Here is a 21,291-nt window from a genome sequence, read left to right as displayed (position 1 = left end):
AGATAAACATGTTTGGTAAAGGCGGTATGGGCAACCTAATGAAGCAAGCCCAGCAAATGCAAGATCGCATGCAAAAGCTTCAAGAAGAAATCGCGAATATGGAAGTAACTGGCGAGTCTGGTGCTGGCCTAGTTAAAGTTACTATCACTGGTAGTCACAGCGTACGTCGTGTTGACATCGATGAAAGTTTGATGGAAGACGACAAAGAAATGCTTGAAGATTTGATCGCTGCGGCGTTCAACGATGCGGCCCGTCGTGTTGAAGAAACTCAAAAAGAGAAAATGGCTTCTGTAACTGGCGGTATGCAACTACCACCAGGTATGAAAATGCCATTCTAATCTGCTGATATTTAATTAAGCGGACTTTTAATGCGTACCAGTCATATGCTGGAGCAATTGATGGAGGCCTTACGTTGTCTACCTGGGGTTGGCCCCAAGTCAGCGCAGCGTATGGCCTTTCATTTGTTACAGCGCGATAGAAAAGGCGGTTTGCAACTTGCAGATGCGCTTAGCCAGGCAATGACAGAAATCGGTCATTGTACTGAGTGTCGAACCTTCACCGAAGAAGAAGTCTGTCATATTTGTACTAACCCAAAACGCCAAGAAAATGGTCAAATTTGTGTGGTAGAAAGCCCGGCAGACATTGCTGCAGTCGAAGCAACGGGCCAGTATTCTGGTCGATACTTTGTTCTTATGGGACACTTGTCACCACTAGACGGTATTGGTCCAAGTGATATTGGGCTGGATGTGCTTGATTACCGCTTACGTCGCGGTGATATAGCCGAAGTGATTTTGGCAACAAACCCGACGGTTGAAGGCGAAGCCACTGCACATTACATCGCAGAGCTATGTAAAGAACACCAAGTTGATGCCAGCCGCATCGCGCATGGTGTGCCTGTCGGTGGAGAACTTGAGCTTGTCGATGGCACGACGTTGTCACACTCGCTGTTAGGTCGACACAGAATTTAATAAAAAGCCGCTGAATTCAGCGGCTTTTTTGATTTTGGGAGTTGGGAACGATTAATCGTTCGATTCTTTACCAAGAAGATTTTTGTAGATGACTGCACCAAGTACGCCACCCAAAATAGGCGCAACCCAGAACAGCCATAATTGAGAAACTGCCCAGTCGCCCACATATATCGCGACTGCTGTACTACGAGCCGGGTTTACTGAGGCATTTGTGACAGGAATGCTGATCAGGTGAATAAGAGTCAGACACAAACCAATCGCAATAGGTGCAAAACCTTGAGGTGCACGTTTGTCTGTCGCCCCCATGATTACGATAAGGAACATCATCGTCATCACGACTTCAGAAACTAGCGCAGCAAGCATGGAGTACTGACCCGGCGAGTGTTCACCATAACCGTTGGCGGCAAAGCCAGAACCCACAACATCAAATCCAGCTTGTCCTGTCGCGATGACATAAAGAATGCCACCAGCGATCAGCCCGCCGATCACTTGTGCGATGATGTAAGGCGCAACGTCTTTTGTCTCAAAACGACCGCCTGCCCAAAGGCCAACCGTCACAGCAGGGTTCAAATGGCAACCTGAAATATGACCGATTGCAAATGCCATGGTTAAAACGGTTAAACCAAAGGCCAGAGCAACGCCCAGCAGACCAATACCAACATCTGGGAAACCTGCAGCCAACACTGCGCTACCGCAGCCGCCCAATACTAGCCAGAACGTACCAAAAGCCTCTGCCAAATACTTGTTCATGTTATTTCCTAATTTCTACTTAAATGACCCGCTGAACATAGTCGAGAATTGTCAATAAAGTGTGAGGGAGATCGCGCAAAGACTGCAAATAGGACGGTATGTGGCAAGAGTTCTCAAGGATGAGAGAAAAGCAAGGAGAGGTTGAATCTTAAGGTTGCCTTGGCCATCACTACCTGAGTAACAGCCAAGGCAAAGTAGGTTTTAGCTAAATGCGACGAAAGGTGATACGCACAACAAAATACCAGTCGCAATAATCAAGTAAAGCGACGCGCCTTTGTATTTGTGTAAAGAAGGCACTTGGTAGACAAGGTAAGCTGGAATCAAACAGCCAATCAAACCAAAGATAGGGCTACATACTGATGTGAAGCTCAGAACTGGTAGATTCAATACAATTGCACCCCACGCCATGAGAATAGCAAAGAGAATGATTCCCTTGGTGACTAAGTCTTTATTGATTTTCTCTTCAGGCATGACCTTTTTTAGAGCCAGCATCGCTAGACCTTGGCAAGAATCGCGGAAACCTAAGTACACGCCAAAAAACGCAGTCATTACTGAGAAAATATTCAGCATCAAACTCATTAGTTTTAGCGTCGTGCCGTCCATACCTTGCGCAACCATCGCAAGAGCAGAGATGTTCTCTTCTGCTGCTTTAACCGCTTGTTCATGTGACATCGCAAGCGTAAAGGAAATCGCGTAGAAGAAGACGGTCACAAACAAGATACCGAAAGCAATTTTCATTGCGCGCATGGCTTTAAAGCGAGCAACCTCAATCGATTTTTCTTTTGAGCGGTATGAGATCACCATTGGGCTCAAGCTTTGAATGAAGAGAATAGACGTTAGAGTAAACGGCAGTAGCTCAATTGCATCTTTCAAACCAGCGCCTGTTTCTGGAATTGCACCGACATTCGCTACATCCCATTTTTCGATCATCATGACGCCAAGTAATGCAACGGTACAAAGTTTAATCAGTACAAGACCAGTACTGACCTTAAACAAAATCTTTTCACCACGAGATGCAATAGCGACCAGCGCGCACACTAAAGCCAGACCATATAGCGGGTTTTCAGACAATAAACCTTCCGTGATGCCAAAACTATGTAGGAAAGATGCCGAGTCATTGTTGATAGCTGTTGAGTAAACAAAGACCCAAATCACCAACATGATGAAGTAGAGCACACCTAATAACGCCCCCCATTTGTTACCAAGGTAGCCGGAAATGACGCCAGCGTAATCTTGGCACTTTGGTGAACTTGAGAGAGTGTTGATGAAAAGGCGTTGGAACAAGTACATCGCTGGGTAGCCGATTACGGCAGAGGCCAAGAATACCCAAAGGCCCAATACGCCAACTTTTACTGGTAAAAAAACAATACCGGCGCCGATTGCCATGCCGATACTCATGATCACCCATCCCCAGTCTGTGCTATCAAACTTGATCGCGGCTTTCCACTCATCTAGGGCCATGCCTGCTTTTACGTGCGGTGGCTCTTTACCGATGGGTAAGGTTTGTGTAGGTGCTGTCACGCTCATTTTATTGTTTCTCTTGTTAGTATGAATTTTTCTCAAATTTAATTGAGAAAATGTATATAACCAATTTTTTTGTGGAAAATTCAGATAAATTTGAGATCTTGGCGAGGAAGTTCAAATAAATTGGAGTTTTTAACGAATTTTGTGATCTGATCTAGTTGTTTGGTTCATATTTAATTGAAAAAATAACGCTAATACGGAAGTTAAATTAGAAACTTCTTAATAAAAAATAAAATTTATGTGAGGATTTAAAAATGAAAAAATTGATTTCATCTGAACACGCGCCTGCTGCTATCGGACCTTATTCACATGGCACTAGCTATGGCGATTTGATTTTTACTTCTGGCCAATTACCCGTTGATAAGGCAACAGGAAAAGTAGTTGAAGGCGGCATCAGTGCACAAAGTCATCAATCTCTTACTAACTTGAAGCACGTTTTAGAGGCTGGTGGTGGCAGTATCGATACTGTTTTAAAAACAACGTGTTACCTATCGAATATTAATGACTTTGCCGAGTTTAACAAGGTCTACGCAGAGTTTTTCCAACAAGATTGTCCGGCACGCAGTTGCTTCGCAGTGAAAGATTTGCCTCTTGACGTGTTAATTGAAGTCGAAGCGATTGCTCATAAAAAGTAATACGGAGAACAGAGCATGAACCAGCAATGGACACAATATATCCAAATCATTAAGCAAGTTGTGAAACCTGCATTAGGATGTACAGAACCCATTGCTGCTGCGTACGCGGCAGCAGTTGCTAGAAAAGAGTTGGGCACATCCGATATTGATGCGATAGAGGTGCGTGTTTCAGACAACCTATTTAAAAACTCGATGGGTGTTTTCGTACCCGGAACGGGCAAGATAGGCCTCAAAATTGCCGCCTCAGTTGGTGCATTAGCCGGTGACCCAACAGCAGAACTGGAAGTGTTGGCTCGGATTAATGAGCAGGATGTCGCTGCTGCGCAACAATTGATAGATGAAGAGCGGGTAACTGTAGCGCGCATGGATACGCAAGAATTCATTTATTGCAGCGTAACGCTCACTTCTGATGACGATGTTGTTTCGGTTACGATCAGTGGCGGTCACACCAACATTATCCAGATCACGCGCAATGGCGACGTGATTTTTGATGCTCCACCACAGCAACGCGTTGCAACCGCTTCCGTTTGTGAAGGTGTGGATATTTCGATCAAACAAATCTATGAGTTTGCCACTCAAGCGCCTTTTGAAGAGATCAAATTTATTCTCCAAGCTGCAGAGCTTAATACCTTGCTGGCTCAAGAGGGTATCGACCGAGGTTACGGCCTAGAAATTGGACGCACGCTAAAAGGCAACATCGAGCAAGGCTTATTGGGCAATGACTTAATGAGTCGTATACAGATGATGACATCAGCGGCGTCTGATGCTCGCATGGGAGGGGCGACGTTGCCAGCCATGAGCAATTTCGGCAGTGGGAACCAAGGTATTGCCGCTACAATGCCAGTTGTAGTTGCCGCAGAAGCATTTCAAAACGACGAAGAACAGCTGGCTCGCGCGTTGATCATGAGTCATTTAGGGGCTATTTACATCAAATCTTATTACCCACCGTTATCCGCATTTTGTGGCAACACTGTTACCAGTGCGGCAGCTTCTATGGCGCTGGTGTATTTAGCTGGTGGTACATTCGAGCAATCATGCTACGCCATTCAAAACGTCATCAGCGACAGTTCAGGTATGGTGTGCGATGGTGCGAAGTCCTCTTGTGCGATGAAAGTGTGTACTTCATCGACAACGGCGGTGCGCTCATATTTGATGGCGATGGGTAACCACAGTGTTAAGAATCAAGGTATAGTAGGCGAAGAAGTTGAGCAAACGATAAGAAATGTTGGCTCAATGGTTCGTTTCGGTATGCCGTATACTGACAAATCTATTATCGATATTATGTCGGCCTAACCTCCAGTTTTTGCTAAGGGAAGTAACATTGCTACTAAAGAAACTCACCAAGAGTGATCTCGATATTTTGAACTCTATGAAAAACGTCGTGGATGGCATTGCACGTATGTATGGTGAACACACTGAAGTGGTTCTCCACAGTTTAGATGCCGAAGCGCCGGAAATCATCAAAATCGCAAATGGGCATGTGACGGAACGCAGTGAAGGTGCCCCAATTACCAACTTAGCGAGAATGAAGTTAAGAGAGGGCAAGGACGTTTCTGATTCGTACCTGACGAAAACGTCGAACGGAAAGACCTTGCACTCCATTACGACAATTGTCAGAAATCCAAAAAACAAACCGATTGGTTTGCTGTGTATCAACGTGGATATGGATGCACCGATGCAGGCGTTTTTAAAGGCAATGCTGCCTCAGCAACACACCGAGTGTTGTGTTGGTGGTGCTCGCTCACCAGAAACGTTTGCGCGTAATATCGATGAAACCATCATCAGCACGATAGAAACCGTGCAAACAGAAGTGTGGGAAAATGAAGCCATTGCGCCTTCTAAACGTAACCGTGAACTGGTGACGCGACTGCACGGCTTAGGCATTTTTAAATACAAAGATGCTGTTTTAATGGTTGCAAACCATCTTGGCATTTCGCGCGATACCATCTACTTGTACTTACGAGAGCTTGGTAACGACTAAACGGGGGCTCTGAATAGATTAAGTAAGTTGCTCTAGCTCAGTGATGTTGTCGAGCGCTTCTTGGTTGGTTTTGCCACACACAACCGGACACGGTTTAAAATCGTGACAAACGTTAGGGCGCTCAGGCTTACCAAACAGCTTACACAAATTATCATCGTTGAGTTGTACGCAACGAACACCTGCTGGTTTGCCCTTGGGCATTCCAGGTATCGGTGAAGAGATACTTGGCGCAATACAGCAAGCTCCGCATCCTAGTCGACAATCCATAATGTAAACCTCTTAAAAATTGAGGGGCAATTATGGTCATTTTGACGTGGATTGGAAGAGTCGCCTAAGAAAAAAATAAAAAGGAGCACTCAATAGAGTGCTCCTTTTGGCTTCTAAACCGTTGTGATCATCTCAAGAAGCGGTTGTAAACAAACAGCAGAATAAATGCGCCTAGCGTTGCGGTGATTATGCTACCGATATTTACGCCAGTTGCCCCGCCGAAACCCAGAATACCGCCAAGAAAGCCGCCGACAAACGCCCCAGCAATACCGAGTAGCATTGTCGCAATCCAGCCACCCCCATCTTTTCCTGGCATGAGCCATTTTGCGAGTGCACCGGCGATTAAGCCCAAAATAATCCAAGAAATAATACCCATGAAAACTCCTTAATGCCTTCTTGATCAATTGAGTAATGGAAACTCGTTTAAGGATAGAACAGTAAAGCGAAAGTAGTTGAATATCTCTACTGTTATGTGTGAATGATTCGAGATCTTCTCAAAACTTGAACTTTTGCGTCGAGAGGGGTATAAATCGCCCCCTAAATTCCCTTGGTGAGACCTGAAGTATGAGCACTCCATTTTGGCAAAGTAAATCGTTAGAGCAGATGACAGAAGAGGAATGGGAATCTCTCTGTGATGGTTGTGGTAAATGTTGCCTGCATAAGCTAATGGACGAAGATACCGACGAAATCTATTACACCAATGTGGCCTGTAGCTGGTTAAATAGCAAAACGTGTTCTTGTAAGGATTACCCAAATCGTTTTACTTCGGGTGAAGAGTGCACCAAGCTGACGCGCGAAGACATTGACGATTTTACTTGGCTGCCGCATACGTGCGCTTACCGCCTGTTGGCTGAAAAACAGCCTTTACCAGAATGGCATCCGTTGATTACGGGCTCGAAATCTGCGATGCACGCGGCGGGCGAAAGTGTCCGCAATAAAGTGGTATATGAGATTGATGTGGTGGATTGGGAAGACCACATTCTGAATCACCCCAATCGCCCGTAGTTAAATGTACACAAGCCTTTCATCTAATAATGAAAGGCTTGTTTGTTATTGGGTTTCTCAACTTTGACGCCCAACTAACGAAATGCTGCTCAGTTTATTATTTAGTGTTGTAAACTTAGGTATATAATTTCAAGGCTTTACACTTCTATTCTTGGTCGTTTTGATCAGAACTGTTCCCTAAGAGGTAAACATGACGTTTCATTTCCCCCAGAAAATACGCCTGACATCTTGGGTGGCATTATTCGCGCTCATCCTCGGTATGATGGCCCCGATGGTCATCAATGCGAAAGATATTCAGGATACGCCAGAGCCCTCTGCTGCCGAAACTTCTATTGATAACTTGAATCGAGAAATTGTGGATTTATCCCAAGGTCTCTCGCAAGCGAGTGGTGATGAGCGCGACGCGCTTCAACTGCAGCTGTTCCAAAAAAATGAAGAGTTAAGAAGTCAGTTAGCATCAGCGATTGAACGTGAAACTATCCCTCGTGACAAATTGATCTCCTTGGTTAAAAAGCAGGAAAAATACTCCGAGGACGCCACGAACTATCTGTCGGAAAAAATAAAGAAAGTCGTTGAAGATTTAAATAAAGCCAAGGATGAAGAGAAACTTGCTCTTGTAAATGATTACCGAGAGTTACAGCATTACCTCGATGTCAGCTTCGATTCAAGTTGGCAAAACCTTGCTTGGCTGAAAGAGTTAGGGGCTCAAAATGAGCGCGCAGAAGCGGAACTAAAGGATAAAGTTGATAAACGCATGCGTTTGCTGTCTGCCTCAATTGAGTACTTGAGTCAGCAAAGTGAGATCATCGGCTCTCAACTTTCGTCAAGCCCTGAATCGGAAAAAGCGTCACTGCAGCTAAGTCAGCTTATTACTAAGCAAAGACTGAATATTGCGACGGAAAGCCTACGCAACTTAATTTCGATTGGCGATAAAGTCGGTTTAGAAACGTCCGAATATAAACGCCAAATTTTCGAAGTGACAGGGAATATCACCCACGATTTACTGAATACTAAAGTAGTGTGGTCAATACTGAGCCATTGGTCCAACTCGGCACTAGACTGGTTTGCCGAAAATGCGCCACAGCACATTTTCCAGTTGTTTGTATTTGCGTTGATTTTATTGATCGCTCGTGGGCTTGCGAAGTTAACGCGCAAAGTGGTCAGCAAGGCGGTTTCATCGAAAAACTTAAAACTCTCACACTTGATGCAGGACTTCTTTATCTCAATGTCCGGCAAATTCGTGTGGGTGATTGGTATCATGGTGGGCCTATCTCAGCTCGGATTGAACCTAGCACCGATCCTAACCGGTTTTGGTATTGCTGGTGTGATTATCGGCTTCGCCTTACAAGACACCTTGTCCAACTTCGCGGCGGGTATGATGTTGCTTATTTATCGCCCATTTGATGTTGGTGACTTTGTGTATGCTGGTGGTGTGGATGGTAAGGTAAGCCATATGAGTTTGGTGAACACCACAATCCGTACGTTTGATAACCAAATTATTATTGTACCTAACAGTAAAATTTGGGGAGATGTGATTAAGAACGTCACACACGAGCGCATTCGCCGTGTGGATATGGTGTTTGGCATTGGTTATGCGGATGACTTGCTGAAAGCCGAGTCAGTGCTGTCTGATATCATTACTTCTCACCCTGCAGTACTTCGTACACCAGAGCCGATGATCAAAGTGCATACGTTAAACACATCATCTGTAGACTTTATTGTTCGTCCTTGGGTAAAAACTGATGATTATTGGGACGTGTATTGGGATGTGACAAAAGAAGTGAAACTGCGCTTTGACCGAGAAGGCATTTCGATTCCTTTCCCACAACAAGATGTGCATTTGCACATGGTAGAGAAGCAAGACGCGTAATCACAGCCACAACAGTACGAAAAGGCACTCTAGTAAAGAGTGCCTTTCTATTTGCATTAAGCGGTGTTTTTACAGTTCGTTAAAGAACACCAATTTCGGTTCGGATTCTAGCAAGTTGTCGATTTGGCTAATCAAAAGAGCAAAGTGTTCTGTTTCACCATGAAGATCGAACGCTTGTTGGTCTTTAAATTGCTCTTGAAAAACGAAGTGGCACGCATTGTCTTTATCTTGGAATAACTGATAACGAACACAACCTTCTTCATTGCGAGTGGGTTCAAGTGCTCGGGTGAGCACTGCTTTCAGTTCCTGTTCTTTTCCCGGTTGTGCGTGAAAGGTAGCAGTCAAGTGAATCATGATGTTTACTCTTTTTGTTATAGGTAACGCCCTTGGCGTTGTAAGAACTCAATTTTGTAACCATCAGGATCAGTCACAAAAAAGAACGTTGCCAAATGCTTTTGTTGGTGATCAAAAGCTTTGATGTCACCCGCTTCAATACCGAGAGATTTTATGCGTTTGTGAGTTTGTTCGATGTCCTCTACGCTGACAGCAAGGTGACCGTAGCCTGAGCCGTGAGTGTAAGGCTCAGTTTGATCGTGATTGTGTGTCAACTCTAATTCAAAGCCAGTTTCTTCGTTGGCTAGATAGGTCAGAGAAAAACCATCAAAGATGTATTGGTCTTTGATTTCTAGCTCTAGTACGTCGCGGTAAAATTGTAGAGAACGGTCCAGATCGCTGACTCGGATCATGGTGTGAATCATTTTTGTCATGGGTACTCCTTGATAGTCCGCATAGGTTAGCGAGTTCAAAAGGAGTCTGGGTAGTACTCTAGTACGACAAATTAGAACATGCTCAATGGCTTACAACTCTGTTGCATAGCCTATGAGGGTTATTGGTAGGTTGGTTAGCAGTTGGTTGTTATTAAGTGTTTAGTTGTGTCAGTGCTTGACGAATCGTCTCTTTAGGCTGGAGAGCGTAAGTGAGACAGGCGCAGCGGAGTAGGGAGGCAAAGTTGTTTACTTCACCATTGTATTCGAGCGCTTCTTGATAGACCGTACTAATAAACTTAGGAACAGTCATGTTTTGAGCGTTAGCAATTTCCTCAAGAATCGTCCAAAAGCTCGCTTCAAGTTTTACACTTGTGGCGTGACCATCAATACGGATAGAGCGGGTGATGAACTGATAGTTGTCTTGGGGCTGCTTAGCAAATATTTCGCACATTTTCTTCATTCATATAATCAAAGACCTATAATTATTGAGGTTTATTATTTAAAACGTCAACTATTTTCATGCATAAAAAAACGCTCCCTTACGAGAGCGTTTGAACATCACGAGTCGTGAAGTAAGTGCAAGCCGATTATTTGATTTGTTGCTTTAAGTACTCACCTAACTGAGAGTGGTGCATGATTTTTGATACCGGAAGGATAGTTTCTGCCGGCCCCCAAGCAAATACGTTGACTGGGGTATGCGTATGAGTACCCGTTCCCCATACTGTGTTTTGCTTTGTTGCATGCTCACGAGCTAGCAAGTTGCCACGGTCGTTGTAAGGAAAGAACGCATCAAAGTCATTGATTGTAGGAACGTTCTCTTCGCTTAAGTATTTGTGTCCAGCGAGTCGGTATGGATTTGGTTTACTTGCTAATACGCGTTCTGCTTGCTCAGGCGTAATCGAAAAAGCGCTATTTGCATTCACAATTTCTGCAAACTTCTCTGGTGTTTGAGCTTTCTTATCAAGCGCTTGGAATTCGCTGATCATACCGTAGTAGCTTTTCTTCTGGTTGTATAAACCATCGAGGATTTCGAACTGACCAAAGTTGAAGTTTGGCGCGTAATCTTGATTTTTGAATGCTTCGCCGTCGCGTTTTTGCGGTTTAGGCAAGTTTGCTGATGAGTAGCTAAAGCCGAAAGAACCGGTCTCGTGGTCAGCGGTAACAATGATCAGTGTGTCATCACGGCCTTTTGCCCACTCATAAACCGAGTCTACCGCTTCGTCGAACTTGATCATTTCATGCAGCATCGTACCCGCATCGTTACTGTGGCCAGCCCAGTCAATTTGACCGCCTTCAACCATTAAGAAAAAGCCGTCTTTGTCTTTTGAAAGGATGTCGATTGCTTTGGTGGTCATTTCTTTCAGTGATGGCTGCGTACGTTTTGGATCGTTTTTGCTTTGACTGTAGGCAATACCATCGTTCATGCCCGAGTAAGCAAAAAGTCCAAGTAATTTGTCACCTTTAGCTTGTGTGAGCATATCGCGGCTGAAAGCCAGGTTGTAACCTTGGTCTTGCGCCTCAGTAAGCAAGTTGCGCTCATCTTTACGTTTCGACTTTAGGTAGACATTACCTTCAGTGAGCTTTTCAAGTTGCTCGTATGTCTCTCCCTTGTCGTTTGTCGACTTTGGAATCCAATGACGAAGTCCGCCAGACATCATCACGTCAACGCCAGTTTCTAGCATGTCCGCCGCAATACTGTTTTCTAGAGAACGGTGTGGTTGATGAGCGGCAAATGCGGCTGGCGTTGCATGAGTCATACGTGTATCAGAGACGAGACCCGTAGCCTTACCTTTGCTTTTGGCTTTTTCCAAAATGGTTTCAACGTGGTTGCCTTGGCTATCAATGCCAATGACTTCAGAAGCGGTAGGTATTCCTGTTGCTAGCATCGTTGCAGAGCACGCAGAGTCGACTACAATCGCGTCTTCTGGATTAGTCAGTGATGATCCAATCACACCTTCTTGAGCGAGTTTATACAAAGCGGTAGTTTCGCCTTGGTAAATCGAGTTAGGTGCGTGTTTGGCGTAGGTCTCTAGTAGACCAACTTGTTGAGGCCCCATGCCATCGCCGATCATCAAAATAACGTTTTTGATTTCGGCCGAGAGTGCATTAAAAGAGAGGGTTGATGCTGCCACTGCGGTAACGATTGGAGATACTAAGCGCTTCATTATATTTTCCTTGTTTATTAAAAGCGCTGGCATTAAAACAATGATTTATGACGATTTTGTGTCGGTAATAAAAGTTTAACTAAATTGTCGTCTTTGCTTGGGTTTGTAGAAAAAGTGAATCAACCTCTAACGTTTGTGAATTTAGAAAGAAGAAAGCCCACAAACGTGGGCTTGGATTACGCTTAGGAGTTGAAAGCATGGACTAAAGTTATCCATTCAGTGCCTTCACAAGAAACCTAGTTTAGGGAGCAATAAACGAGTATGCGTTTTAAGGTCATAAGAGCGGTCGAATTGAGGAGTATATAACCTACGTTTACGACATATCGTTCTTTGACGTATCAAATTATGGGCTGCAGTTAGTGATTTATTCAAATAGGATTTATTGTCGTAACGATTATTAGACCAACGCTAATATGATGCCACCGACAGTGAGGGCCGCAGAAAGGTATTGACCCGCAGAATATGAGCCGTCTTCTTCTTCCTCGATTTTGTCAGGGTGATCCATGCCAAGTGCGCCATGTGTAAAGGACTCCACTTTTTCACCAACAGATTTATCTTCTGCTTCTACTCTCTTACTGTCGTGTTCGATTTGCTGCAGAGCGGCGAGGAGCGCTTTGCCCTCCGTGGACAGTGTCACCTTATTGTGTTCGACTTTTAGCGGCGAAGCGTTGCCTTCCTCTTGTGCAATACTTGTTTGCTTAGAGGCGACAGATTGTTTGGCATAGCTATTAACAGAAGTGCTTCCTACTGGATTCATCGAATACTCCTTGGAACATCGACACTCGTTCACTGAGTGCGGGTAAAAAGCAGTTATATTACTATCGGCGGCAAATTCTATTTCTGAAGCTATTTGGATAAAAGCAGGTCTGCTTTTGCCGCTTCTGGTTTCTATTCGTGATCATTAGCAAAAAATAGACCAGCAGGAAGCAGACCGTTGTCACTCTATGAACTCGGAGCAGTGTGATGATGCAACGCAATGACAAGGTAGTAACTTAAATTGGAGACCAACTACTTACATTGAAGGTCGCTATTGCGCTTAGTGAGGTGTTGATATGCCGCCATGCGGTGAGCATCTTGTACATACCGTACTGGTGGTGCAAGAACCTCTAACTGATAGTCAGTATTATCGGCAAGCACATTATCTGTTGGGCTAATTACAACCACTTTTAAGCTCGGATTGCGGCTTAAGATGGATGTAGCCGTACCTAACCCTTGCTCGGTATGAAACTTACCCGCGACATGAACAACCTGAGCACCTGGTTTGGCGTTTAGGTAGTTAACAATAGACTCTGCCATGGTTTCATCCCAAGTTACTTGAGCTGCAAACTGTTTCTCGGTTTGTTCTGGCTTCCCATGATGCATGGATGCCATAAACTTCTCTTTGTATGGACTACTGGCCGTGTTGATGGATTCTGCAATAAACGTTCGCTGCTCATCATCGAGCTTGTTAACGTAGTCTATCCCCTGACGACCAATACATCGGACAATGCCCTTTGGTGCATTCGCTGCAATCACCGGGAGATTTTTCTGCTTAGCAAACTCAACGAGAGGGCGATAGTCGCTCTCATAATTGGGCCAAGCATTGGCTTGTTTCATCAAGTACTGTTCACCGATTTCCCCACGCAGGTAAGCGTCAACAACAGGTTGTTTGTCGCGGGTAAATTGTTCCATTGATAACGCGAGTGGGCGATCATAAGATGAAAGTTGTTTGAGCATATCGGTTTGAAAGCGATGAACGCCGGCATGTGTGTGCCATTCACCAATAAGAATGACATCTGCTTGTTGCAGCTCTTTTGGTAGCTCGCTTAGAGCGATGTGCTCGCCAGAAGGGGTGTAAAGTTGGTAGTCGTAAAAAGTAGTGACTTCCGCAGAGTTAGGGTGAGAGTTGGTTAATGGAACAGAAGAACAACCAGTAAGTAAGCCAGCAAAGAGCAAGCTCAAAATAGAAAAGCGCATTGAAAAGCCTCCAAAAATGTCCGGATGATATTAATGGAGGCTGAACAATGAATCAATATAAATGATAACTATTTGCGTTTGTTGTCTGCCACTATTATTACTGAGTGGACTTTTTGCGATATACGCGCAGCATAAAATCAGCCTCACATTGATAGAGTGTAGCGGACTTCAACTCTTCACGAAGTGCATCGGTTGCTTTCCATGCGAATGGCGTCATTTGCAATAAATCGAATGCGGCCCCGTCCTTCAAATTCATAACATAGTTAAGATGTTGTTGATGCTCTAATTCATATCCTTCAATATGTTCTGGCTCTTCACTGTGAAGACGAACATCTTGATAAATGCGTTCACGTAGTTGGTATAAGTGACGGCTTGCAGGTGTCACCGTGATGACCACACCGTTCTCTTTTACAACGCGCTGAAGCTCTTCTGCCTTGCAAGGGGCATAAATGCGCAAAATAGCATCTAAGGATTCATTCGCGAAAGGAAGCCGATGGCTAGAAGCGACGCTAAAGTGACACTGTGTGTAGCGCTTCGCCGCATAACGAATCGCAACTTTTGAAATGTCCAATCCATATATCGTCGCATCGTCCGTTTGCGTTTGTATCGTTTTCTGCACTTGATCCGTGTAGTAACCCTCGCCGCAACCAATATCTAATAACTGATGACCGGTTCCCTCAGTGTATTTCGCGCACAGCTGCGCAACCTCTTGGCGCATTGGGTTGTAGTAATTCCCTTCAAGGAATCGACGACGAGCTTGCATCATCTCTTTATTGTCACCAGGATCTTTAGAACGTTTGTGGTGCGCTGGCATCAAGTTAACGTAGCCTTCTTTTGCTAAGTCAAACTGATGATTGTTTTCGCACTTAAACGTTTTTTCATTTAACGCTAGAGCTTGGTGGCATAAAGGGCATTGATAGTTCATGACGATCTCGAACAGAAAGTAGGGCGGCAAATTCTATCAAAAAGCGTGGTCTCAAGTGAAACAAAAAGAGCCGATAGAATCGGCTCTTATTAAGTATTAGTGGAAGAAGTCGACTTGCTCTTTCAAGTTCCGAGCTTGTTGTTGCAGTTCAATGGCACTTTGCGAGGTTTTCGCGCTGGTGTTGCGGCTTTCTCGGTTTAGCTCACTGATAGAATGGGCATTTGTAGCAATTTCTTGGGATACTTGCGCTTGCTCTTCTGAGGTCGCAGCAATGGCGTCGGCTTGAGACGCTATCGACTGGACTTGTACTGCGATAGCTTCTAATGCTGTACCCGCGTCTTGTGCTTTGTCTAAGACCTGATTGGCACTGCGTTGGCTGTCAGTCATCATATTAACTGCATTATGAGTAGAGCCTTTTAGCTTCTCAATAATTTCAACTACATCCTGAACTGAGCTTTGTGTACGGTGCGCAAGTGTGCGCACTTCATCTGCTACAACTGCGAAGCCACGACCTTGCTCACCTGCTCGTGCGGCTTCAATGGCTGCATTCAACGCAAGTAGGTTGGTTTGCTCTGCAATCTCATCAATCATCTTCGTGACGGTTTGAATACTCTCACTATCGCGATTGACTTGCTCGATAGCCGCTGCTGATTGATCCAACAGATCGTTAAGTTGAGCAACATCGATACATACGCCTTCCACAATCGCGAGACCAGATTGACTATCGGTATTCGCTGAGCGTACGTTTTCCGCAATGCTTTCTACTTGCTGCGCCACCGATTGAGCGGAAGAGGCCATCTCTTCGATTGCTGTTACCACTTGTTCTACTTCTTCTTGTTGGCGGTCAGCTTGGGTTAAATTGCTATGGGCATCATTGGCAACGCTGTTGGAGTTGCTCTCTACTAAGTCGCTTGTGGAACGGATCTTACCAACAAGTTCATTGAGTTGACTTGCCATACTGGCGACACCCGTATTCAGGTTCGTAATTTCATTTTTTGATGCCTTACGAGACGATGGGACGTTCAAGCTGACCTCGCCGCCCGCCAAGCGAGTCATATAGGAGTTTAGAACGGTCAGAGGTTGTAAGCTGCGATTCAAGAAAAGTGTCAGTACAACAAAAGTAATGATCGCCGCAACCGAAGAAATGATAGCAATGAGTGTGAGAAGCGTGTCGCTACCTTTTGTTACTTCTTTGATAAACGTACCACCTAGCAGTTTCCAGTTCCAACCTGGTACTTCGGTAAACACTAAGTACTTTTCGCCGACTGTTGAGCCGAATTGGTAAGGGTAGAGAATTAATCCGCTCTTTTGTTCAAAAATTTTATGGAAAGGCTTATTACCCTCGTAGTCACGAACTTCTGTGATTGAAGGGTCGGTTGCACTTTTGGTCGGATGGAGTAGGTACTTACCAAGATTGTTGTCGTCGTTGTCGACAATGATGGTATAGCCAGTATCGCCCCATTTAATCTCTTCTAGCGCATCGAATAGCGTTTGTGTTGCTTGATCTACGGGCAAACCAATAAACGATAACCCTGCAACTTTTCCTGTTGCATCTTTAATTGGAGAGTAATAGGTAATGTAGCGTTCGCCGTACAACTTTATTTGAGCGTAATATGGCTGACCAGCTTTTAGTTGCTGATAACCTGGGTGGTCGAGACCTAGTGTGGTTCCCACTGCTCGTTGACCTTGAGGATCTTTTAGTGAGGTAGATACTCGAATAAAGTCATCTCCCAAAGGCGCGAATAAAGTCGCGATAGCACCGGTATCACGTGTGAAGCTATCGACCAGCTTTGTGTCGTTAATTAAGCTTTCACTGTATTGAGTGATGTTTGGTATTTCATGACCCATGAAATCAACGGTATAGTTTTCGACATAAACATCGGCAAGGTAACCATTACGAAAAGTGGACTCGAGCACTTTAGCGGTATGCAGATAAGCATCGAATTGGCCAGCAATGGTTTTAGCCATCGACTCTACTTTAGATTGGTGCTCTTTAAGGGTGCTTTCCAATAGAACATCGGAAGCGTTACGGTAAACAAGCGCAGCAATACTGCTGAAAGCAATGAATAGACACAAAGTGATAACCAGCTTTAACTGGAATCCGACACTTTGATTTCGGTATCTCTCTAACATAGATCAGTTCCTGATATTTTTATTATTTATGAGTTTTGTATCGGCATGCTATCGGTTTATATGATCGAATTTTTTGATATTTGTTAATGAAATAGTCAAAAGTGACTGATAACCAATAAGTTAGTTGAGAGAGGACCATCTAAGTGGGGCTTTTATTACAAAAAAGGCCGGGTATCCCCGACCTTTGAGCTGGTTACAACTACTGCACTGAAATTACAGTGACAAGTTCATGAGTCTCACCTGGCTGGAGCGTTTTACCTTGCTCGATACTTGGAGCGTGAACAGTAGACTCAACACACAGCATGGTTTGGTAACCATCGTCAGCCATATCTGCCATACCTTGTGCACCTTCTGCCCAAGGGTTCCAAAGTACCGCGGAGTTATGACCATGGTTTTCCACGCTTAATGTACGATTCAGTTCCGGATCTTTTACCAAAATTTTCGCTTCTGGTTGCGTGTAAACGCGATCAATGGTGTCTGTGAGTTGCAGAACATCACCACCTTGGCATACCGCATCAGCTTTCAAGCTATCAATGTACTCGGCACCCATGCCTGTCGTTTGTGCTTGCTTAATGTCTCCAACGTTTAGGTAAGTATGTAACGCGCCAGAGAAGGTCCAAGCTTCGTCATCGATGTTCATGACTTTGAGTGTCACTTTTAGCTCATCGCCAACTTCAACCACCAAACGAGCGTCAAACATATGTGGCCAAATATCGTGGATTTCTTCTGTCGGGAACAGAGCAAGTTCAACAATCACGCCGTTATCGTTCTCGCGATGTTCAACCAGCTCCCATTCAGCAGTACGTGCGAAACCATGAGCCGGTGCTGCAATACGCCCAAACCATGGCCAGCAAACGGGAATGCCGCCTCGCAGAGCTTTTTTCCCGTCGAAAATTGCCTTCTCGCTCATCCAAATCAAATCTTCATGACCAGCAGGAGTGAACGAAACAACGTGACCACCATGTAAGGAGATGCCTGCTGTCGCTTTCTCATGAATAACACGTACTACTTTGACCTGATCAATTTCAACGACAGTAACGTTATCAGATAACACGGTTAGAGCTGGGAGAGTTTTTAAATCCATGTGCTGTTTCCTATCATTGGGGAAAATAGGGCTTCGACATCCGTCGCAAATACAATGCAACAGCGCCGAGGTATTCTCTCAAATTCCAGATACAAAAAAGGCGACTCTAGAGCCGCCTTTTCTTTAACGAAGTTATTCGCTAATTGCTAACTATCTAATTACTTAGAGATGTGAGCGATTAGGTCTAGAACTTTGTTTGAGTAACCGATTTCGTTGTCGTACCAAGATACAACTTTAACGAAGTTATCAGTTAGAGCGATACCAGCTTTAGCATCGAATACAGAAGTTTGAACTTCACCGATGAAGTCTTGAGATACTACTGCATCTTCAGTGTAACCTAGAACACCTTTTAGCTCGCCTTCAGAAGCTTCTTTCATTGCTGCACAGATAGCTTCGTAAGATGCGCCTTCTTTTAGGTTAACTGTTAGGTCAACTACAGAAACGTTAGCTGTTGGTACGCGGAAAGCCATACCAGTTAGTTTGCCGTTTAGTTCTGGAAGAACAACGCCTACAGCTTTAGCAGCACCAGTTGAAGATGGGATGATGTTTTGAGAAGCACCACGACCACCGCGCCAGTCTTTAGCAGAAGGACCGTCTACAGTTTTTTGAGTTGCTGTAGTAGCGTGAACTGTAGTCATAAGACCAGATTCGATACCGAACTTGTCGTTAAGAACTTTAGCGATAGGCGCTAGACAGTTAGTAGTACAAGAAGCGTTAGAAACGATGTCTTGACCAGCGTAAGTAGCGTGGTTAACGCCCATTACGAACATTGGAGTAGCGTCTTTTGAAGGACCAGTTAGAACAACTTTCTTCGCGCCAGCTTCGATGTGCTTACGTGCAGTCTCGTCAGTTAGGAAAAGACCAGTTGCTTCTGCAACAACGTCAACACCGATTTCGTCCCACTTAAGGTCCGCTGGGTTGCGCTCTGCAGTAACACGTACAGTTTTACCGTTAACGATTAGGTTACCGCCTTCAACTTCAACAGTACCGTTGAAACGGCCGTGAGTTGAGTCGTACTTAAGCATGTATGCCATGTAATCTACGTCGATAAGGTCGTTGATACCTACAACTTCGATGTCAGCACGCTCTTGCGCTGCACGGAATACGAAACGACCGATACGGCCAAAACCGTTAATACCTACTTTGATAGTCATTATAGTTGCTCCACAACTTAATTTCTGATTAAAGATAACTGGTAGTAAAATTACAGAATCCAGTAAACATCTGCAAGTGATAATCGGACTTAACTTGTTTAAAGTCAAAAAAAAGCGACGCTTTTTTTAACAATTCTTCGCAAATGTTCGTTTTTTAAACTTTTAACTGATTCTTCTGTAGTCCAGTTGGCGTAATATAACTGGTGAGATAAGTGCTCTTATCAAATTAATTACGCATGGTGTCCTGGTGAGAAAGTATGTGCTACAACTGTTAAGAGAAGCAAGTTTTTTGCTAAAAAAGTCAATACCAAAAACAGTAAAGAAGGAGCAGAAAGTCGTGGAACAAAACGGGAAAAAAGTGGCGAAGTCAGATGAGCAGTGGCGTGAGCAACTTTCTGAGGAAGAGTTTCGTGTCTGCCGAGAGCAAGGTACAGAACCGCCTTTCAGCGGTAAACTACTGCATAATAAAGAGACGGGTGTTTATGCTTGTACCTGTTGCAATGCCCCTCTCTTTGTCTCTGATAACAAGTATGACTCTGGCTGTGGTTGGCCAAGTTTTGATGCGCCCATCAATGATCAAGCGGTGCGCTATTTAGAAGATCTGAGTCACGGAATGGTACGTACAGAGATTCGTTGTGCCGCATGTGATAGCCATCTAGGACACGTTTTTGAAGATGGCCCACAGACCACGGGTGAGCGTTTTTGTGTTAATTCAGTGTCGTTAATTTTCAACAAATCAGAACAATAACGACAAAATTGTGCTCGATAGTGTTTTATCCTTTCAATACGATTTGTTGTAAGTAGAAAATAGAGTGTAGTTTGCCCAAAGAAAAACTCCCACCAATTGCGGGAGTTTTTTCGTTTATATCTCTTTGGGTATCATTGCTGGAGAGTAGTTCCCTCTCTCTATGGCTTTTGCCACCGATTCAGCTAATTCATCTAGCTGCTGATATTGCTCTGCATGACTAAAATTAAACATACGCTTGAGCTGCTTTTCATCAGCAAGCGGGACGTCGAATCTTTTTGCAACCATTGCCCACAGATACGCGCGCTTTTTTTCTCCAAGCCCTTGATGAATGCTTGCCATTGATTTGAGAATGATCGGATTAAGGTTGTCTTCATCCGATAAAGACAACGCTTTATTCAGCAGTATCAACGTTTTCTTAGCATCTCGATTAGTATAGAAAGTAGCTAATGCATATTGCATCTCAGCAGTATTTAACTTGGGTGAGCCTTCCATTTGTAAAAATGCGCGACGAGCTTGGATGTCACCCGTTTGAGACCACAAAAAATACAAAGTAGCGGGGTCTTCTGAGCCTTTTAACTCGTTTACGATGCGTTCTAGCTCATCAATACTGTGTACCAAAGCGTTAAAACGCTGTCTCTTGAGAGCACTTTGATCAATAGGTGTGATCTGAGAGGCGAGTTCTAAGCATTTCCTATATTCAGCGACCAGACCGTATTCGATAATTTGATTGGCTTCTGATGGATATTTCAGTTGCTCAAACCGATGCCATACTAAGTTTGTTCTGGGAACTCGACATTGCCCGTCATCCATATTGAGCTGTTCGCAGCGCAGCTCTGGTGTTTTTTGGCACAACTCTTCGGTTGTCACGTTACCTTCGAAACAGCCCGTTAGTGCGAGACTTGTGAGGCTGAGAAGTAACCAGTGTGTTCTTTTCATGGTTTTGCTTGTGATCCGTTACACCAATTCATTTTCGTATTCTTGACTCAGTTTCTTAACCCGTTATGTTCTGTAAATAGAATGTAATAAGAAGGTACATTATGGACGCAGAACAACTATTACAAGCGATGACTCCAGAAGTTTATGATCGCTTAGTCTATGCAGTAGAAACGGGAAGATGGCCAGAGGGTACAACACTTTCTAAAGAGCAGCGAGATTCGTGTATGCAAGCTGTGATGTTGTATCAATCAAAACATAATACTGATGCGCAGCATATGACGGTTGCGGCAGGTGGTGAAATCAGCTTTAAATCGAAGCAAGAACTTAAAAAACAATTTAGCGGAGAAGAGAGCGACATTGTTCGTGTCAATCCGAACATTGATTAAGTGTAACCTTTGATTTTACAGAGTGTCGTTTACTACT

The 21,291-nt window shown here is 44.3% G+C and carries 24 protein-coding genes; 9 read left to right on the top strand and 15 right to left on the bottom strand.

The window, feature by feature from the left end:
• Positions 1-8 precede the first annotated feature (8 nt).
• Both J8Z23_RS11395 and recR read left to right on the top strand, forming a co-directional pair.
• A complete protein-coding gene (locus J8Z23_RS11395; RefSeq protein WP_005380618.1) occupies positions 9-338 on the top strand; it encodes a YbaB/EbfC family nucleoid-associated protein in 330 nt (109 codons plus the stop codon).
• 30 nt (positions 339-368) lie between these two features.
• Positions 369-968: a recombination mediator RecR gene (gene recR, locus J8Z23_RS11390; RefSeq protein ID WP_031780610.1), complete on the top strand. Its 600-nt coding sequence runs from the start codon at positions 369-371 to the stop codon at positions 966-968.
• Between the two features lie 51 nt (positions 969-1,019).
• Here recR and aqpZ read toward each other — a convergent pair whose 3' ends face one another.
• Positions 1,020-1,718, bottom strand: a complete 699-nt coding sequence (gene aqpZ, locus J8Z23_RS11385; RefSeq protein ID WP_434633577.1) for an aquaporin Z — start codon at positions 1,716-1,718, stop codon at positions 1,020-1,022.
• 201 nt (positions 1,719-1,919) lie between these two features.
• A complete protein-coding gene (locus tag J8Z23_RS11380; RefSeq protein WP_048625843.1) occupies positions 1,920-3,179 on the bottom strand; it encodes an amino acid permease in 1,260 nt (419 codons plus the stop codon).
• Positions 3,180-3,496: 317 nt separating this feature from the next.
• Between J8Z23_RS11380 and J8Z23_RS11375 the strand changes: the two genes are divergently transcribed.
• From J8Z23_RS11375 to J8Z23_RS11365, 3 genes are read left to right on the top strand one after another with little or no spacing between them, the layout of a single operon-like run.
• Positions 3,497-3,877, top strand: a complete 381-nt coding sequence (locus J8Z23_RS11375; protein ID WP_434633575.1) for a RidA family protein — start codon at positions 3,497-3,499, stop codon at positions 3,875-3,877.
• A 15-nt stretch (positions 3,878-3,892) separates the two neighbouring features.
• The gene (locus J8Z23_RS11370) at positions 3,893-5,170 is read left to right on the top strand and encodes a serine dehydratase subunit alpha family protein (protein WP_301659709.1); all 1,278 of its coding nucleotides are present in this window, start codon (positions 3,893-3,895) and stop codon (positions 5,168-5,170) included.
• Between the two features lie 28 nt (positions 5,171-5,198).
• The gene (locus J8Z23_RS11365) at positions 5,199-5,858 is read left to right on the top strand and encodes a helix-turn-helix transcriptional regulator (protein WP_005397228.1); all 660 of its coding nucleotides are present in this window, start codon (positions 5,199-5,201) and stop codon (positions 5,856-5,858) included.
• A gap of 18 nt (positions 5,859-5,876) precedes the next feature.
• Here J8Z23_RS11365 and J8Z23_RS11360 read toward each other — a convergent pair whose 3' ends face one another.
• Both J8Z23_RS11360 and J8Z23_RS11355 read right to left on the bottom strand, forming a co-directional pair.
• Positions 5,877-6,125, bottom strand: a complete 249-nt coding sequence (locus J8Z23_RS11360; RefSeq protein ID WP_025574470.1) for a YkgJ family cysteine cluster protein — start codon at positions 6,123-6,125, stop codon at positions 5,877-5,879.
• A 127-nt stretch (positions 6,126-6,252) separates the two neighbouring features.
• Positions 6,253-6,501, bottom strand: a complete 249-nt coding sequence (locus J8Z23_RS11355) for a GlsB/YeaQ/YmgE family stress response membrane protein (protein WP_005397239.1) — start codon at positions 6,499-6,501, stop codon at positions 6,253-6,255.
• Between the two features lie 188 nt (positions 6,502-6,689).
• Between J8Z23_RS11355 and J8Z23_RS11350 the strand changes: the two genes are divergently transcribed.
• Together J8Z23_RS11350 and J8Z23_RS11345 are read left to right on the top strand one after the other, a co-directional pair.
• A complete protein-coding gene (locus tag J8Z23_RS11350; RefSeq protein WP_005384948.1) occupies positions 6,690-7,130 on the top strand; it encodes a YcgN family cysteine cluster protein in 441 nt (146 codons plus the stop codon).
• A 271-nt stretch (positions 7,131-7,401) separates the two neighbouring features.
• Positions 7,402-9,000 (top strand): mechanosensitive ion channel family protein, encoded by a 1,599-nt coding sequence (locus J8Z23_RS11345; protein WP_005397241.1) that lies wholly within the window; start codon positions 7,402-7,404, stop codon positions 8,998-9,000.
• 69 nt (positions 9,001-9,069) lie between these two features.
• On the opposite strand, the gene J8Z23_RS11340 is transcribed toward J8Z23_RS11345, so the two are convergent.
• The 10 genes from J8Z23_RS11340 to gap all read right to left on the bottom strand — a co-directional run bounded on the left by J8Z23_RS11340 (position 9,070) and on the right by gap (position 19,184).
• On the bottom strand, positions 9,070-9,354 hold the full coding sequence (locus J8Z23_RS11340; RefSeq protein ID WP_256949136.1) for a putative quinol monooxygenase: 285 nt from the start codon (positions 9,352-9,354) through the stop codon (positions 9,070-9,072).
• Between the two features lie 17 nt (positions 9,355-9,371).
• Positions 9,372-9,767: a VOC family protein gene (locus J8Z23_RS11335; protein WP_005397245.1), complete on the bottom strand. Its 396-nt coding sequence runs from the start codon at positions 9,765-9,767 to the stop codon at positions 9,372-9,374.
• A 151-nt stretch (positions 9,768-9,918) separates the two neighbouring features.
• Entirely contained in the window at positions 9,919-10,218 is a 300-nt protein-coding gene (locus tag J8Z23_RS11330) for a ribbon-helix-helix domain-containing protein (RefSeq protein ID WP_152812084.1), read from the bottom strand.
• A gap of 136 nt (positions 10,219-10,354) precedes the next feature.
• Positions 10,355-11,932: an alkaline phosphatase gene (locus J8Z23_RS11325; protein WP_134647269.1), complete on the bottom strand. Its 1,578-nt coding sequence runs from the start codon at positions 11,930-11,932 to the stop codon at positions 10,355-10,357.
• A 397-nt stretch (positions 11,933-12,329) separates the two neighbouring features.
• Positions 12,330-12,689 carry a hypothetical protein gene (locus J8Z23_RS11320; RefSeq protein WP_047010122.1) on the bottom strand — a complete coding sequence of 120 codons (360 nt, stop codon included), beginning with the start codon at positions 12,687-12,689 and terminating at the stop codon, positions 12,330-12,332.
• Between the two features lie 251 nt (positions 12,690-12,940).
• Positions 12,941-13,888, bottom strand: coding sequence for a ChaN family lipoprotein (locus J8Z23_RS11315; RefSeq protein ID WP_301659708.1), 948 nt, complete (start codon positions 13,886-13,888; stop codon positions 12,941-12,943).
• A gap of 97 nt (positions 13,889-13,985) precedes the next feature.
• Complete coding sequence (gene rlmA, locus J8Z23_RS11310) at positions 13,986-14,813, bottom strand: 23S rRNA (guanine(745)-N(1))-methyltransferase (RefSeq protein WP_258640834.1); 828 nt, start codon at positions 14,811-14,813, stop codon at positions 13,986-13,988.
• Positions 14,814-14,909: 96 nt separating this feature from the next.
• Positions 14,910-16,946, bottom strand: coding sequence for a methyl-accepting chemotaxis protein (locus tag J8Z23_RS11305; protein ID WP_301659707.1), 2,037 nt, complete (start codon positions 16,944-16,946; stop codon positions 14,910-14,912).
• A 199-nt stretch (positions 16,947-17,145) separates the two neighbouring features.
• Entirely contained in the window at positions 17,146-18,030 is an 885-nt protein-coding gene (locus J8Z23_RS11300; RefSeq protein ID WP_012841555.1) for a D-hexose-6-phosphate mutarotase, read from the bottom strand.
• 158 nt (positions 18,031-18,188) lie between these two features.
• Positions 18,189-19,184: a type I glyceraldehyde-3-phosphate dehydrogenase gene (gene gap, locus J8Z23_RS11295; RefSeq protein ID WP_012841556.1), complete on the bottom strand. Its 996-nt coding sequence runs from the start codon at positions 19,182-19,184 to the stop codon at positions 18,189-18,191.
• Between the two features lie 337 nt (positions 19,185-19,521).
• Between gap and msrB the strand changes: the two genes are divergently transcribed.
• Positions 19,522-19,932, top strand: coding sequence for a peptide-methionine (R)-S-oxide reductase MsrB (gene msrB, locus J8Z23_RS11290; protein ID WP_047010128.1), 411 nt, complete (start codon positions 19,522-19,524; stop codon positions 19,930-19,932).
• A 114-nt stretch (positions 19,933-20,046) separates the two neighbouring features.
• Here the strand turns inward: msrB and J8Z23_RS11285 are convergent, their stop codons facing one another.
• Positions 20,047-20,868: a DUF2989 domain-containing protein gene (locus J8Z23_RS11285; RefSeq protein ID WP_005396509.1), complete on the bottom strand. Its 822-nt coding sequence runs from the start codon at positions 20,866-20,868 to the stop codon at positions 20,047-20,049.
• A gap of 101 nt (positions 20,869-20,969) precedes the next feature.
• Between J8Z23_RS11285 and J8Z23_RS11280 the strand changes: the two genes are divergently transcribed.
• A complete protein-coding gene (locus J8Z23_RS11280) occupies positions 20,970-21,254 on the top strand; it encodes a YeaC family protein (RefSeq protein ID WP_005380700.1) in 285 nt (94 codons plus the stop codon).
• The last annotated feature ends 37 nt before the right edge of the window (positions 21,255-21,291 follow it).

This window comes from Vibrio sp. SCSIO 43086 (genome assembly GCF_051132235.1).
In the GTDB taxonomy this organism is placed as follows: domain Bacteria; phylum Pseudomonadota; class Gammaproteobacteria; order Enterobacterales; family Vibrionaceae; genus Vibrio; species Vibrio diabolicus.
The sequence above is the reverse complement of the archived record's forward strand: the minus strand, read 5'-3'. Positions and strand labels throughout refer to the sequence as shown.